The sequence below is a fragment of the Hydrogenovibrio kuenenii DSM 12350 genome (genome assembly GCF_000526715.1).
Lineage (GTDB): Bacteria > Pseudomonadota > Gammaproteobacteria > Thiomicrospirales > Thiomicrospiraceae > Hydrogenovibrio > Hydrogenovibrio kuenenii.
The window spans coordinates 346,914-361,874 of the sequence record NZ_JAGP01000001.1; the positions used below are offsets into that span (position 1 = coordinate 346,914).

Annotated in this window: 14 protein-coding genes; 6 read left to right on the forward strand and 8 right to left on the reverse strand. The window is 41.5% G+C overall.

What is annotated here, in order from left to right:
- Positions 1-127: 127 nt before the first annotated feature.
- The gene (gene ung, locus N745_RS0101560; protein WP_024850388.1) at positions 128-826 is read right to left on the reverse strand and encodes a uracil-DNA glycosylase; all 699 of its coding nucleotides are present in this window, start codon (positions 824-826) and stop codon (positions 128-130) included.
- Positions 827-853: 27 nt separating this feature from the next.
- The gene (pdxH, locus tag N745_RS0101565) at positions 854-1,504 is read right to left on the reverse strand and encodes a pyridoxamine 5'-phosphate oxidase (protein WP_024850389.1); all 651 of its coding nucleotides are present in this window, start codon (positions 1,502-1,504) and stop codon (positions 854-856) included.
- Between the two features lie 173 nt (positions 1,505-1,677).
- On the opposite strand from pdxH, the gene parE reads away from it, so the two are divergent.
- Positions 1,678-3,564 (forward strand): DNA topoisomerase IV subunit B, encoded by a 1,887-nt coding sequence (gene parE, locus N745_RS0101570; RefSeq protein ID WP_024850390.1) that lies wholly within the window; start codon positions 1,678-1,680, stop codon positions 3,562-3,564.
- Positions 3,565-3,620: 56 nt separating this feature from the next.
- Here the strand turns inward: parE and N745_RS0101575 are convergent, their stop codons facing one another.
- Both N745_RS0101575 and N745_RS12805 read right to left on the reverse strand, forming a co-directional pair.
- On the reverse strand, positions 3,621-3,983 hold the full coding sequence (locus N745_RS0101575) for a PilZ domain-containing protein (protein ID WP_024850391.1): 363 nt from the start codon (positions 3,981-3,983) through the stop codon (positions 3,621-3,623).
- 57 nt (positions 3,984-4,040) lie between these two features.
- Positions 4,041-4,382: a PilZ domain-containing protein gene (locus N745_RS12805; protein WP_084657257.1), complete on the reverse strand. Its 342-nt coding sequence runs from the start codon at positions 4,380-4,382 to the stop codon at positions 4,041-4,043.
- 155 nt (positions 4,383-4,537) lie between these two features.
- Between N745_RS12805 and N745_RS0101580 the strand changes: the two genes are divergently transcribed.
- From N745_RS0101580 to N745_RS0101595, 4 genes are all read left to right on the forward strand, one after another.
- The gene (locus N745_RS0101580) at positions 4,538-4,822 is read left to right on the forward strand and encodes a heavy-metal-associated domain-containing protein (RefSeq protein ID WP_024850392.1); all 285 of its coding nucleotides are present in this window, start codon (positions 4,538-4,540) and stop codon (positions 4,820-4,822) included.
- A 43-nt stretch (positions 4,823-4,865) separates the two neighbouring features.
- On the forward strand, positions 4,866-7,097 hold the full coding sequence (parC, locus tag N745_RS0101585) for a DNA topoisomerase IV subunit A (protein ID WP_024850393.1): 2,232 nt from the start codon (positions 4,866-4,868) through the stop codon (positions 7,095-7,097).
- A 72-nt stretch (positions 7,098-7,169) separates the two neighbouring features.
- Positions 7,170-8,012 carry a motility-associated protein gene (locus N745_RS0101590; protein WP_084657259.1) on the forward strand — a complete coding sequence of 281 codons (843 nt, stop codon included), beginning with the start codon at positions 7,170-7,172 and terminating at the stop codon, positions 8,010-8,012.
- 47 nt (positions 8,013-8,059) lie between these two features.
- A complete protein-coding gene (locus N745_RS0101595) occupies positions 8,060-8,797 on the forward strand; it encodes an OmpA/MotB family protein (RefSeq protein WP_024850395.1) in 738 nt (245 codons plus the stop codon).
- 19 nt (positions 8,798-8,816) lie between these two features.
- On the opposite strand, the gene N745_RS0101600 is transcribed toward N745_RS0101595, so the two are convergent.
- The 4 genes from N745_RS0101600 to hemA are packed head-to-tail and all read right to left on the reverse strand — an operon-like array spanning position 8,817 to position 12,833.
- Entirely contained in the window at positions 8,817-9,572 is a 756-nt protein-coding gene (locus N745_RS0101600) for a HesA/MoeB/ThiF family protein (RefSeq protein WP_024850396.1), read from the reverse strand.
- Positions 9,572-10,426 carry a peptide chain release factor N(5)-glutamine methyltransferase gene (gene prmC, locus N745_RS0101605; RefSeq protein ID WP_024850397.1) on the reverse strand — a complete coding sequence of 285 codons (855 nt, stop codon included), beginning with the start codon at positions 10,424-10,426 and terminating at the stop codon, positions 9,572-9,574. Before prmC ends, N745_RS0101600 begins: the two co-directional genes overlap by 1 nt.
- Positions 10,427-10,437: 11 nt before the next feature.
- The gene (gene prfA, locus N745_RS0101610) at positions 10,438-11,523 is read right to left on the reverse strand and encodes a peptide chain release factor 1 (protein WP_024850398.1); all 1,086 of its coding nucleotides are present in this window, start codon (positions 11,521-11,523) and stop codon (positions 10,438-10,440) included.
- A gap of 29 nt (positions 11,524-11,552) precedes the next feature.
- Positions 11,553-12,833, reverse strand: coding sequence for a glutamyl-tRNA reductase (gene hemA / locus N745_RS0101615; protein ID WP_024850399.1), 1,281 nt, complete (start codon positions 12,831-12,833; stop codon positions 11,553-11,555).
- Positions 12,834-13,099: 266 nt separating this feature from the next.
- Between hemA and N745_RS0101620 the strand changes: the two genes are divergently transcribed.
- Entirely contained in the window at positions 13,100-14,929 is a 1,830-nt protein-coding gene (locus tag N745_RS0101620; RefSeq protein ID WP_157833728.1) for a tetratricopeptide repeat protein, read from the forward strand.
- Positions 14,930-14,961 lie beyond the last annotated feature (32 nt).

Sequence of the window (14,961 nt, forward strand, 5' to 3'; positions counted from 1 at the left end):
GCTTAAGTCTAGCATAAAATTTTTCGGCTGTTTAGTGGGTAAAGAATCGAAAAATATCCTTGTAAGCCCTGTGGGTATTGGGTTTTAGCAGGTGTGTTTCGTTATTCTTTTTAAAAATGAATAGAAGTTAAATAGGCGGAAGTTGCCAGTTAATGGGCGTTTTTCCATACTGTTCTAGGTAAGTATTGCTTCTTGAAAAAGGTTTGCTGCCATAGAAACCACGATAGGCTGATAACGGTGAAGGATGCGGAGACTCAATCACAAAATGTTTTTGTCGGTCGATAAATTTTCCTTTCTTCTGTGCATAGGCACCCCAAAGGATAAACACAAGATGTTCCCTTTCTTGCGCTAAAAGGTGAATGATTTTATCGGTAAACTGTTCCCAGCCATGGTTTTGATGGGCATTAGGCTTGCCTGCTTCTACTGTCAAAACAGCATTGAGAAGTAAGACGCCTTGGTTTGCCCAGGGCTGTAAGAAACCTGTATGTGAATTGTTAATGTTTAAATCGTCTAGTAATTCTCGGTTGATATTGAGTAAAGACTTTGGCAAAGGTGTTACACCAGGTAAAACGGAAAAACTTAGGCCATGCGCATGTCCTGGTGTTGGGTAGGGGTCTTGGCCAAGTACAACAACTTTTACTTGTTCAAAAGGTGTTGAATTCAGAGCATTGAACCACAGGTTTCCCTTAGGAAGAATTTGTTTCCCTTGCTGTTTTTCATCAAGCAAGAACTGCTTTAACGCTTGCATATAAGGTTGATCAAATTCAGCGTGTAGGCGTGATAACCAGCTTTGTTCTAAGTCAATGGAATGGTCTGTATGAGTCATAAATTTAAGTTGAGGTTGCTGTGCGTGTTATGGCGAAAGACGATTTATATCCCAGCTACCATTGCTGTCTTTTTGATATCTGAAGCGGTCATGGAGACGGTTTGGGCGGCCTTGCCAAAACTCAAAATAATTTGCTTGAAGTAAATAGCCCCCCCAGTTGTCTGGCGCGGGTATTTCTTGGTTTTCATATGTTTCTTCTGCTGTTTGTAGTCGCTGTTCAAGTGTTTGGCGGTCTTTGACGACTTGGCTTTGTTTGGAGATTAATGCTGCAAGCTGACTTCCTCTTGGGCGGCTGAGAAAATAATCTTTTGACTTGTTGGCTGCAATTTTTGTAATTTGCCCTTCTATTCGGATTTGACGATCCATTTCTGGCCAGAAAAAAAGTAAAGCAGCCTTAGTATTAGAAATTAGTTCACTGGCTTTAGCACTTTCGTAGTTGGTGTAGAACACAAAACCATCGGTAGAAAATTCTTTCAACAAGACGACTCGGCTATGAGGTTGACCAGTGACGTCCACGGTTGAGATGGACATAGCTGTAGGATCTTTAATGGCTTCTTGTTGATGCGCAAATGTCATCCACTGCGAAAATTGTGCAAAAGGGTCGGCGTTAATCTGCTCTTTGTCTAAGGTCGCAAAGTTATATTCACGCCGTTCAGAGTGGTAATCGCGATTTGGCATGTGGACGCCTCTTAAAGTGTTATTGTAATGAGTAATTAGAAAGGTCAGATTCGGAGGGAATCTTGGTGTTACGCCTTTTTTTATGTAATATAGCGGAGACTCGTTTGTAACTCAACAAACGATCTTTATTGAAAAGCTAAATCGTCATCTAATGTTTGCAGGAGTTGTTGCTAGTGAGCGGAAACTATAATGCCTCAGAAATAGAAGTGTTAACAGGGTTAGACCCGGTAAGAAAAAGACCTGGAATGTATACGGATACCACCCGTCCTAACCATTTAGCACAGGAGGTTATCGACAACTCAGTAGATGAAGCTTTAGCGGGTTATTCAAATGAAATTATCGTCACCCATCTAAAAGATGGTGGTATGTCGATAGAAGACAACGGTCGCGGTATGCCGGTTGATATTCACCCTGAAGAAGGGGTTCCCGGTGTTGAAGTCATTCTGACAAAACTACATGCTGGTGGTAAGTTTTCTAATAAAGCCTACCAATTTTCTGGTGGTTTGCACGGTGTGGGGGTGTCAGTTGTTAATGCATTGTCTAAACGTGTTGAAATCGAAATTAAGCGTGACGGTGTTAAATATCAAATTGCTTTTGAAAACGGTAATCTTGTTGAGCCGTTGAGTGAGATAGGAAAAGTCGGCAAAAAGAATACGGGAACCAAGGTTACATTTTGGCCTGATACGAGTTTTTTCGACAGCCCTAAGTATGCCTTATCAAAATTAAAACATCTTCTTCGTGCAAAAGCAGTATTAAGCCCAGGGCTTCAGGTTATTTTTTATGATGAAGTGAGCGAAGAAAAATGTGAATGGTTCTATGAAGATGGTTTAAGAGACTATTTGAACCATGCATTAGATGGTATTGAGCGTTTTCCAGTAGAAGGGTTTGTCGGTGATGTTAATGCTGAACATGAAGGGGTTTCTTGGGCGATAGCCTGGTTGGAAGAACCTTCTGAAAACTTATTGGAAAGCTATGTTAACTTGATTCCAACACCTCAAGGAGGAACTCACGTTAACGGACTGCGTGCTGGTGCAACGGACGCCATTCGAGAGTTTTGTGAGTTCAGAAATTTGTTACCAAGAGGCATTAAGTTAACGCCTGAAGATATTTGGCAGAATGTTGCTTTTGTCCTTTCAGCTAAAGTACGCGAACCCCAATTTGCAGGTCAAACCAAAGAGCGATTGTCTTCACGTGAGTGCGTACCTTTTATTTCTGGTGTTGTTAAAGATGCATTTAGTTTGTGGCTGAATCAGCACACGGAAATCGGTGAAAAAATCGCAGAAATTGTCATTAACAATGCGCAAAGTCGTAACAAAAAAGCGAAGAAGGTCACTCGTAAGAAAATTACTTCTGGGCCTGCTCTGCCAGGTAAGTTGGCGGACTGTACAGAATCTGACATCAATATGACCGAGTTATTTTTGGTGGAAGGGGATTCTGCTGGAGGCTCTGCAAAACAAGCGCGTGATAAAAATTATCAGGCCATCATGCCGTTGCGAGGGAAGATATTGAATACTTGGGAAGTGGATTCTTCACAAGTGCTGGCGTCGCAAGAAATTCATGATATTAGCGTTGCTGTCGGTGTTGACCCTGGGTCGAGAGATTTATCCGGGTTACGATATGGTAAGGTTTGTATTCTGGCGGATGCGGACTCTGATGGTGCGCACATCGCTACTTTGATTTGTGCCCTGTTTGTGAAGCACTTTCCCGCATTGATTGAAAATGGACACATTTATGTTGCCATGCCGCCGTTATATCGAGTGGATGTTGGTAAACAAGTCTTTTATGCATTAGACGAAGCCGAGCGAGAAGGAATACTGGATCGTATCCAGGCAGAAAAAATGTCCGGTAAAGTTCAAGTGACGCGCTTTAAAGGTCTTGGTGAGATGAACCCGTCTCAGTTACGTGAAACAACAATGTTGCCAGCGACAAGACGTTTGGTGCAGCTAAGTATGGATGAGTCTGATTCCATTTCTGTTATGGATATGATGCTCGCTAAAAAACGATCGGGAGATCGAAAAGAATGGTTGGAAGAAAAAGGCGACTTGGCAGCGGTTTTATAGAGCAGTTGCGCTATTTGCAATTAAGCTAATAAGGCAAAATCTACCAGGCTGGGGTATTAGTTGTCTGAGTGGTGGTGGCTTTTTTTGCCGAGTTGATGAAGACGGTTTTTGTAGTCGATGAAATCCTGAATGTAGTCACGAATATCGTCAGGCACTTCTTCAAATCGTATGCCGAGTAAATAGCCGTTATCAGCGCTATGAAAATGTTCGACAAAACCTGTTGTGCTCAGCTCTCTAAAATAGCCTTTTGCGGGAATTTCAAAAAAAACCTCGACACGAGTGCCTATGCTGGCTTTTTTCGGGCTCATAACGACCACGCCAGTGATAGAAATCTCTGTAAGAATGGCTTCCACCGTTACAGTTTGGCCTCTTACTTTGGCGGCGCGTTCAGTATGGACAGATGGACTGTTGAAGAGCATGTCAAGCCTCTAAGCTATGTTAAACTTTATGTTAATTTTGTTTCGTAGTTGCCTATTCTAATCCAATCTGTGATGAAATCGAATAAATTCCTTAATAGCGGTTTCTTGTGATCGAGGAGTATTGATGAATTCAAGGCCCAAAAGACATTGACCGCGAACAGGACTGCTATGTGTGATCGTTGCTGATAAACTTAATGCGTAATTCGTATTTGTCGGTAAAACAAAGCTTAGCTCGATCTGGTTGGTTGTGACGCAAGTGTCATGTATTAAAACTCCGGCACCTCTAAGAGATAGGTCGATCATTTTTCCCTGTATAGGTTGTTCTTGAATCCTAAGGGTAACAGGTCGCTCAGTGGAGACGCGTTCAAAGTGACGCCTATCATTTGTAGAAGTGTTCATGGCTTAGCTAGATTGCTCATTTATTCGTATAGATTTCTATGATAAATTAGTTTGATAATATTGAGCAAGGTTTAAGCAAGTCTCTTAGAGTAAAGTTAAGGTGTTTTAGGTTATTCGTTGTGTCAATTAAAGATAATCTTGTCTAGGAAGAGTAAATGAATAACAAGCTTCAGGTTGAGAATATTAAGTGCGGCGGGTGTGCAAACAGTATTGAGAAAAAGCTTTCTTCATTAGAAGGAGTAAGTAATATTGTTGTCAATATAGAGGCAGGAGAGGTTTCGTTTGTGGCCAGCTCAAGTGAACAGGTAGAACAAGTTAAACATCAGCTTGAAGCAATGGGCTACCCTGAAGAGGGAAGTAGTCAAGGGATTGCTTCTGCCACTGCTAAAGCCAAGTCTTATGTATCTTGTGCAGTTGGCCGAATGTCGGCAAAAGATTAATTATCATATTTAAAATATTTCTTTCCAAATTTAGAGAAAAATTATGAGTCAGCAAAGCATTAACTACGAAGGCATTGAACATCAAACCATTGCCCAGTTCACTGAACGAGCCTATCTTGATTATGCGATGTATGTCATTTTAGATAGGGCTTTGCCGCATATTGGTGATGGCCTAAAACCTGTTCAGCGCCGTATTATCTATGCCATGTCCGAACTGGGTTTAAAAGCCAGTGCTAAGTATAAGAAGTCTGCTCGTACAGTGGGGGATGTGCTTGGTAAGTTCCATCCCCATGGTGATTCAGCTTGTTATGAAGCAATGGTGCTAATGGCTCAAAACTTTTCTTTCCGTTATCCATTGGTTGATGGCCAGGGTAATTGGGGATCAGTTGATGATCCTAAGTCTTTTGCGGCAATGCGTTATACCGAAGCTAAGCTGTCAAAATTTAGCCAACTTCTGTTAGAAGAGGTCGGTAAAGGAACAGTTGATTGGGTACCTAATTTTGATGGTTCGCTAGATGAACCGAGTGTACTGCCTTCTCGTGTGCCTCATGTGTTGTTGAATGGAACCTCTGGAATAGCCGTGGGGATGGCAACAGATATTCCACCTCATAATTTGAAAGAAGTAATTAATGCCTGTGTCACGCTGTTAGAAAAGAAAAATGTAACGGATGAAGAAATTTTTGAGCATATTCCTGGGCCAGACTACCCGAATAATGCGTTAGTTATTACGCCTAAGGATGAAATGCAGCGTCTGTACCAGACTGGAAATGGCTCCATTCGTCAGCGTGCACATTATGAAGTTGAGGACGGTGTTAATGTCGTTATCGATGCATTGCCATTTCAAGTATCTGGATCAAAGGTATTAGAGCAGATTGCCGCTCAAATGCGGGCTAAGAAATTACCGATGGTTGTTGATTTAAGAGATGAATCGGATCATGAAAATCCAGTCAGAATTGTGATTGAATTACGCTCTAAACGTGTAGATGTTGAAACGGCTATGCTACATCTATTCGCCACGACTGACTTGGAAAGAAGTTACCGTGTCAATTTGAATGTCATCGGTCTAAATGGACGCCCTCAAGTTAAAAGTCTAAAAGACATTTTGATTGAATGGCTTGTATTCCGAATAGAAACGGTTCGTAAACGTTTGCAACACCGTTTGGATAAAGTCATGGCGCGTTTACATATTCTGGATGGTTTGTTGATTGCCTATCTTAATATCGATGAAGTGATTGCTATTATCCGTGAAGAAGACAAACCAAAGCAGGTTCTGATGGAGCGTTTTGGTTTAAGCGATACTCAAGCCGAAGCTATCCTTGAGTTGAAATTACGTCATTTAGCACGTTTAGAAGAAATGAAGATTCGTGCTGAACAAGATGAATTGAATAAAGAACGCCAATCGCTGGAAAAAACACTTGGAAGTGAAGCCAGAATGAAAACTCTGGTAAAAAAAGAACTTTTAGCTGACAGCGAACTTTATGGTGATGAACGTCGTTCTCCAATGGTGTCGGCGCAAATGGCTCGAGCGATGAGTGAGCAAGACTTATTGCCATCCGAAGCGGTAACAGTGGTGCTGTCTGAGACAGGTTGGGTGCGAGCGGCTAAAGGTCATGATATAGATGGTCGTACTTTGGGTTATAAGTCTGGTGATAGTTTTAAACACCAGGCTCAGGGTCAAAGCCGTCAAATGGCTATATTTCTTGACTCTACTGGCAGAGCTTACGCATTGCCGGCACATAGCTTGCCATCTGCAAGAAGTCATGGCGAACCTTTAACGGGAAGATTGAGCCCTGCTAAGGGAGCGACTTTTGAGAGCGTTATTTTAGGTCAAGATAAAGATCGCTTTATTTTATCCAGCTCTGCGGGTTATGGTTTTGTGACTCAGCTTGAAAAGTTGTCGTCAAAAAATAAGTCCGGTAAAGCTGCATTGAGCATGGGCGAAGACGCAAAAATTTTACCACCAACATTAGTGAAAGAGGGGGACTGGGTTGTTGTTACGACTAGCGAGCCAAGAATGTTGGTGTTTGATCAGTCTGAATTACCAGAACTAGCAAAAGGGAAGGGTAACAAACTTATTCAACTATCCAAAGAGGATGACGTTACGGCAGTCTTTGCCTTTGCGCCAGGTTCAAAGTTGGAAATTGTTGCGGGAGACTATGCAAAAGCGTTTGGCCCGAGTGCCTTAGAAGAGGCATTTTCGTCTCGAGCTAAACGCGGTATCGTTTTACCGAGAACCTTAAAACAAGCTTCAGAAATCCGTTTGATTAAAGAATAAAGTCAAAAATAAAAAATTGGTCTCAAAGTTGCTTTTGCATCAAGTAGATTTAATTAGGCTCGTAGAAACGATATGAACGTGATTTCAAAACCTTTAGCCATACTGATTATTATCGGGAGTTTTATTGGCGGCTTCCTGATGGAAGGTGGAGTGCTTTCTTCATTGTGGCACCCTTCCGAACTGGTGATTATTTTGGGGATTGCCTTTGGTGTATTCCTTGCAGCAACACCTGTTTATGTTTGGACTAAAACTTTAGTTTACTTGGGACGTTTCTTTAAAGGTGGTCGGGTAAATAAGCAAATTTATGTCGAGTTGCTTGGGCTGCTAGATGAGCTTTCTCGCTTGGCACGTTCACAAGGTGTGTTGGCGCTTGAAGCTCATATTACAACTCCGGAAGACAGTTCTATTTTTATGAACTATCCTCTTATTCTGAAACACCGCGAGTTGAAAAAGTTTATCGTTGATAACTTTTCTTTTTTATTGCTGAACCCCCCTCAGTCCCTGAACTTTCAACATTATCTGGAAGACCAGATTCATGATGTTGTCCATTCAATGATGGAAGTGCCGCGTGCAACGGGTAGAATTTCAAGTTTATTGCCGGGTTTCGGTATTGTTGCCGCCGTTATGGGGGTTATTTTGACAATGAACCTGCTTGGTGGTGACATGGATGTGGCAAAAATCGGTTCATCTATCGGTGCCGCGTTGGTCGGTACTTTGACGGGTATTTTCTTTTCGTTTGCTGTTGTAGCGCCTTTTACACATGCCACAGAAGTAATGGTTCGTCAGGATCAAGCGATATTTGAAGTAGCGGCTGCGTTTTTAAATGCATTTTCACATGGTGTGTCACCAAGTATGGCTACCGAAATCGGCAGACAACGCATTCCTCCAGAGTTTGAAATTCAGCGCAAAGACTGAAGGCTCTTAATTGGTTAAGAAGTATCAAATGAGTGGAGTCAGGTAAAATGGCAAGAAGAGACAATCATTGTGAGCAAGAAGATAGCGCATGGGAAATTGCACTTGCTGACTTGATGACCGTTTTGATGGTGTTTTTTTTAGTGATGTGGCTGACGTCTATCATTGATCCTGAAAAGCGCAAAGCCTTCGTTGAAAACCTTGTTGGAGAAAGTGGAGGAGGAGACAAGGTTTTAGAGCAAAATTCACCTTCATTGATAAAGCCGCCTATCGAGCAACCCAAAACGCCCGTTACTTCGGAAGATATTCAAGCTGCCGTATCTAAGGTTAATCCTAAAGATATTGATATTCAAAAAACGCCAGAAGGCATCAAAATCACTTTGAGATCGGATAGCTTTTTTGAAAGTGGGCGTGCAACAATTACTGATAAAACTAGAGAGCAGCTTGAAAAGCTAGGCGAAACACTCGCTGGCCATAAACAAGATATGACGATCACTGGTTATACCGATAATGTTCCTATTTCTAATTTTCAGTTTCCATCTAACTGGGAATTATCGGCAGCTAGGGCGGCAACAGTTGCCAGAACCTTTATTTACATGGGTGTTGAGCAAAAATATATCACTATTGAAGGTAAAGCCGATAATTCACCTGTTGCGCCTAATAATAGTTCCTATGGTCGATCTTTAAACCGTAGGGTAATTATTATGATTAAGAACAAATCAGCCAAAACCGCTTCTAAAGTTGCTCCAGCGGCAACGAAATACATACAGCCACCTGTTCAGCGCTAGCTTTAACTTGGTTGGTCAATCAGTTGCTGGCGCAAACAGGGCAATTAGAGTCTTTCTTCAAATTCAACGTACGGATATTCATGGTGTAGGCATCCACAATCATGAGCTTTCCTGTCAAGGTGGGTTTGTCTAATAATGCTTTGATAGCTTCTATTGCTTGCATGGAACCAATCATGCCCACTACCGGAGAAAGTACGCCGTTCTGGCTACAGGTCAGTTCTTGTCCGGAATCTTCTTTATAAAGACACTGATAGCAAGGAGAATGCTCTTTTCTAAAGTCATAGGTTGAGAGTTGTCCTTCCAGTCGAATAGCAGCCCCTGACACTAGAGGCTTTTTTGTCGCGTGGCAAATTCGGTTAAGAGCGAATCGAGTTGTAAAGTTATCGGTGCAATCAATCACAACATCGGCTGTTTCTATCAATGCTTGCATTTCTGATTCATCAAGTTGCTTGTCGATTGTCTGAATGTTGATATAGTGGTTAAGTGCTGCAAGATTCTCTTTTGCCGACTCGACTTTAGGCATGCCGATATTGTGTTCTCTATGCACGATTTGTCGTTGCAGATTGGAGTCATCAACCTTGTCGAAATCAATTAGCGTCAAATTCCCGATACCTGCTGCAGCAAGATAAAGTGATACGGGGGATCCTAAGCCGCCAAGCCCCACAATAATGGCATGAGATTCGGTTAATTTCAATTGTCCGTCATAATCAATTTCTGACAGTAAAATTTGGCGGCTATAGCGGCTTAACTCTTCATCAGATAGTGAGTGCATCATTATGCTTCCTTATTGGTATAACATCCCATCGTGACACGAGGGTTATTGCCATAATCATAAAAGGTTTCAATTTTTTGGTAGTCATTTTTTATTAAAAGCTGTTGTACTGCATCGGCTTGATTGTATCCATGTTCAATGAGTAACCAGCCATTTTGCTCTAAATGCGAGCGACTATTTTTGATTAGTGTTTGTATGTCTCTTAATCCATCTTCACCCGATGTGAGAGCTGTGATCGGCTCAAAGCGCACATCCCCTTGTTTTAAGTGGGGATCGTTTTCTTCAATATAGGGTGGGTTGGAAACAATAATATTGAACTTATGGTCAGCAAAAGGTTCAAGCCAACTACCCAGTTTAAAGTTAATGTCTAATGCGTGGTTTTTTGCATTTTGTTTGGCTATCTCTAACGCGGGTGCTTGATAATCAACCGCATATGCCTGAATGGTAGGTATTTCGTTTTTGAGTGCACAAATAATTGCACCTGAACCTGTGCCCAAATCTAAAACTTTTGGTGAGGCGGTTCCAGACTTTTGGCATAAGTCGATTTTGGTTAAGGTCTGTTCAACAAGGATTTCAGTGTCAGGTCTTGGGATGAGTGTATCTTCTGTGACTTTGAAGTCCATGCCCCAAAATTCTCTACGGCCAATTAAGTGAGCAATGGGGATCCCAGCCTGGCGTTTTTTAATAAGTTTTTCAAATGCGGATTCTTGGGCGGCACTTAGTTCGGTTTCTGGCCAAGTAAAAAGAAAGGTACGATTCTTGCCAAGTGTATAAGCCAAAAGTAGCTCAGCATCTAAAACGGGGGAGTCTGAGCTAATATGGCTTTTGCCATAACTTAGGGCTTCGGCAACGGTCATCGTAGCTTGTCTTATTGGTCGCTAAGAGACGCGAGTTGTTCCGCTTGATATTCATTAATCAGAGGGTCGATCACTTGCTGTAAACCACCCTGCATAATGTCATCTAGCTTGTAGAGTGTTAAGTTGATACGGTGATCTGTGACGCGGCCTTGAGGATAGTTATAGGTGCGGATTCGATCAGAACGATCTCCTGTGCCGACAAGGCTTTTACGTTCCTGAGCGATTTCTTGATCGTGCTTGCGTTGTTTTTCATCCATAATGCGTGCGGCAAGTAATGACATAGCGCGAGCACGGTTTTTATGCTGAGAACGCTCATCTTGACACTCTACAACCGTGCCTGTTGGTATATGAGTGATGCGAATGGCAGAATCTGTTTTGTTAACGTGCTGCCCCCCTGCACCAGATGCGCGGAAAGTATCGACTTTTAAGTCAGCAGGGTTCAGTTCTATCGCTTCAACATCTGGCGCTTCAGCCATAATAACGACGGTTGCGGCAGAGGTATGAACTCGCCCTTGCGTTTCCGTTGCTGGAACGCGTTGTACTCGGTGTGCGCCAGACTCAAACTTCATGCGAGAATAAGCGCCATCACCGATAATACGTGCAATGATTTCTTTATAGCCACCGTGTTCACCATCTTGTGAGTTGATGATTTCGATTTGCCATTTCATGGTTTCAGCATAACGGCTATACATACGGAAAAGATCGCCTGCAAAAATCGCAGCTTCATCACCACCAGTTCCGGCACGGATTTCCAAAAAGATGTTTGAGTCATCATTTGGATCTTTTGGGAGTAGCATTTTTTGTAGTGTGATCTCAAATTCTTCTACTTGCTTTGTTAAGATAGGAAGTTCTTCTTGCCCCATTTCTTTTAAATCGGGATCGCCAGAAGAGATCATATCTTTCGCTTCTTCTAAGTCACTTTCAGCTTGCATGAATTGGGTATACGTTTCCACCACAGAGCTGATTTGAGAGTGCTCTTTGTTCAAGTTTCTAAACTTGTTTTGATCGCTGATGATTTCTGGATCAGACATTAAGTGGTTTACTTCATCGAGGCGCTCAACGAGCAGGTCGAGTTTTTTGCGAATAGAGTCTTTCATAGCAAATGGTCTTTTTATGTAGGTGCTTACTAATAAGTAGGCTTATTGTTTGGTTTGTCCGCTTCAAATAATAATGCTTTTGCTGCGTCAATGATGTGCTGCTCACCTTTTAACCCAGCCTGATGAATATTAGCGGTAGGTGTATGTAAGATTTTGTTGGTCAACTGGTTTGCCAGTTTTTTAATAACTTGTTCAGGCTTTTCACCTTTTTGCAGCTGTTGCAATGCATCTTCAAGTGCGAGCTCTTTCAGCTCATAGGCATGTTTACGATAATCTTGAATGATTGGGCTTGCTTGCAAAGATGCATGGTATTGCATCATAAAGTTTTCTGCCTGAGTGCTGACGATTTCTTCAGCTTCTAACGATGCATCTTTACGAGATTGTTTGTTTTCTTCAATAATGGCAGTTAAGTCATCTACCGTATAGAGATAAGCGTTATCTAGTTGTCCAACATCAGGTGCTATGTCTCGTGGTACAGCAATGTCGACAATAAATATAGGTTTGTGCCTACGGGCTTTTAAAGCTGCTTTGATATCATCTTTCTGTAGTAATGGCGTTGGGCTAGCGGTTGAGGAAATAATGATGTCCGCTTCGTGTAGGTGGTCCTCAATCTCATTCAACCCGATAGCGTACCCACCAAGTGTTTCTGTGATTTGGTGTGCTTTTGCTATGGTTCTGTTAGCAATAATGAGTTTGCCAATATTGTGTTCTTTTAAGTGGCGAGCAACCAATTCAATGGTTTCACCTGCGCCCAGTAATAAAGCGGTTTGTTCTGACAAGTCTCCAAAAAATTGCTTGGACAGTGCAACAGCAGAGAAGGCAACAGAGACTGGGCTTGAGCCAATGGCTGTATCGGTACGAACCTGTTTAACCGTCTTGAAAATGTGTTGAAATAGGGCGTCCATTCTTTGGTGGATGCTGTCAGATTTTTGCGCAAGCGTATAGGCATCCTTGATTTGTCCAAAGATTTGCGGTTCACCTAAGATTAAGGAGTTTAGTCCGCTTGAGACACGCATGATGTGCTTAATGGCATCTAGATCAGATTTTTGGTACAGATAGTTTGTTAAGCTATTTGGAGTTAGTTCAAAGTAGTCGTGTAGCCATTGTTCTATCGTGTTCGATTCTAAAGTTTTAAGGTTGCAATAAATCTCGGTACGATTACATGTAGAAAGAATCATATATTCGTCACTAGGGCACTTTTCTTTCAGTTCTGCTAGCGCATGCTGAACCTGTTCAGGCGAAAAAGAGACTTTTTCTCGAACATCCACTGGGGCTGTTTTATGGTTTACGCCCAACACAAATAATTTCATTGAAGAACCGATTTACGGAGATCTTTGCATGAACCAAGCACGTGATAAAGCCGAGAGAAAATTTCCTGGTAGGTGCATGTAACTGCCTCAAACAGCTTGCTACCCATAAAGTTTCTAATGAAAAACCGGGAAATTTTAGCCACTTTTAATCCGTTTATTGATCTTGTCTAAAGGTCTCTTTTTAATAAAAAAGAAAAAATAACGCGCTAAAGAGGCGTAATTTTGCTAAATTATGCATCTAATTGCAAGTTTATGGATAGATTTCTGTGCAGAATTCCCCTTCGATTTTCAAGACGATTTTATCCTTTTTGTCTGTCGTCATAATGCTTGTTTTGGTGTCTGCTTGTACTCAAAATGTCAAACCAGGTTCACAAACTAAGCAATCGCAAGAAAATGCGGTCTCGTCAGTCGACCAAAATGTTGGTAAGTCAAAGCAAGCTGAACCCAAAATAGCCTATCGTCATTTTCCACCTGATGTCATGTATAAGGTACTGGTGGCCGAGGTCTTGATTAAACGTAATCAAGCAGCAGAAGCCTATCCTTTAATGTATGCTGCAGCAGAAGAATCTCGTGATCCTGGTTTGGCTGAGCGTGCTTTCCAATTGTCTATGACAACGTTTAACTTACAGGCCATTCAAGATGCGACTAATTTGTGGCGCAAAGTAGAGCCGGGAAAAGCACTGCCTTGGAAAGCATCTTATTTAATGTCTGTACGAGTGGGAGATTTGAAAACCGCCTTATCCCAATGGCAGCACTATAAAACCTTATCTAATGCTCCGCTTGAATCTGTATTGATAGAAACGGGTTTGAAAGTGAGTCAATCTGCTGAACGAGACAAAGGTTTAGCATTTCTAAATAAACTAGCAGCATCATATTCAAATGAGCCATCGGCTTATTTTGCATTAGGGATTGCCGCGGTTAATTACCGTGCTTATGAAGAAGCAATACCCGTATTGGAAAAGTCAGAAGCTTTATATAAAAAGCAGCGTGAGAGTAAAGAGACTTCTCCTGATGCGATTGAACCTGAAAAGGTTGATAGAGAGATTTATCTGTTGCTGGCAACGGCTTACTTAAAATCAGACCAACCAAAATTAGGGATGAAAAAAGTTCAGCCTTATTTGGACGAAAATGAAGATGATTGGGAGTTACAGGAAAAGTTTGCCCGCTTGGAAGTTAAAGCAGGAAGGTTTTCTGATGCTGAGAAACGCTATTTAAAAGTATTGAAGCACGAACCTAAAGCTTTTACATCAAGATTGTCTGTTGCCTTGTTACAGCTTGAACGAAAAGACTACAAAGATGCGATTGAAAACTTGAAGCAGTTGAGAAAGTTGCATGAATACCGTTCAACTTCGAGTTACTATTTGGGCTTAGCCAATCAAGGTCAAGGCAAAGAGTCAGAGGCGATTAAATATTATCGTTCAGTCAAAAATAGTGATTATTTTTTAGATGCACAATTACATATAGCAGAAATTCGTTTTCCCTATATTGGTTTAGAACGAACGATAGAAAACCTAAATAAACTTGAAGCGAGTAATAACGAGCAACAAATCAAATTGTATCGCGCACAGGCCATTTTTTATAAATTGGCCGGAGAAAAGAAACAAGCGATAAAAACCTACTCATCTGCGTTGAAGTTAGAGCCAGATAATGTGACGTTGCTGCTTTCACAAGCAATGCTTTATTACAATATGAAGCAATTTGATGCGTATGAGTCTAATTTGAAACATGCCTTAAAAGTTGACCCTGAAGATGTCGAAACACTTAATGCATTGGCATATTTCTATGTAGAACGAAAAACGAATTTAGATGAAGCAGGGAAGTTGCTGAAAAAAGCATTGGCCATAGCTCCGAATGAATACTACATTTTAGATAGCCGTGGTTGGTTATACTATCAACAAGGCAATTATCAAAGTGCTGAAGCAGATTTGCAACGAGCATTTGAAATGCAAAAAGATGGAGAAGTCTTGATGCATTTAATTAAAGCTAAGTTGAAGCTTGGTAAGAAAGACGAGGCTAAAAAGCTTTGGGATGAGTTTCATCATCACTTTCCAAGAAATATTGAACTGCAACGTTTAATGACGGTGTTAAAGAAATAGGCCGAACGGACTATTGTTTATAGATTTAATGT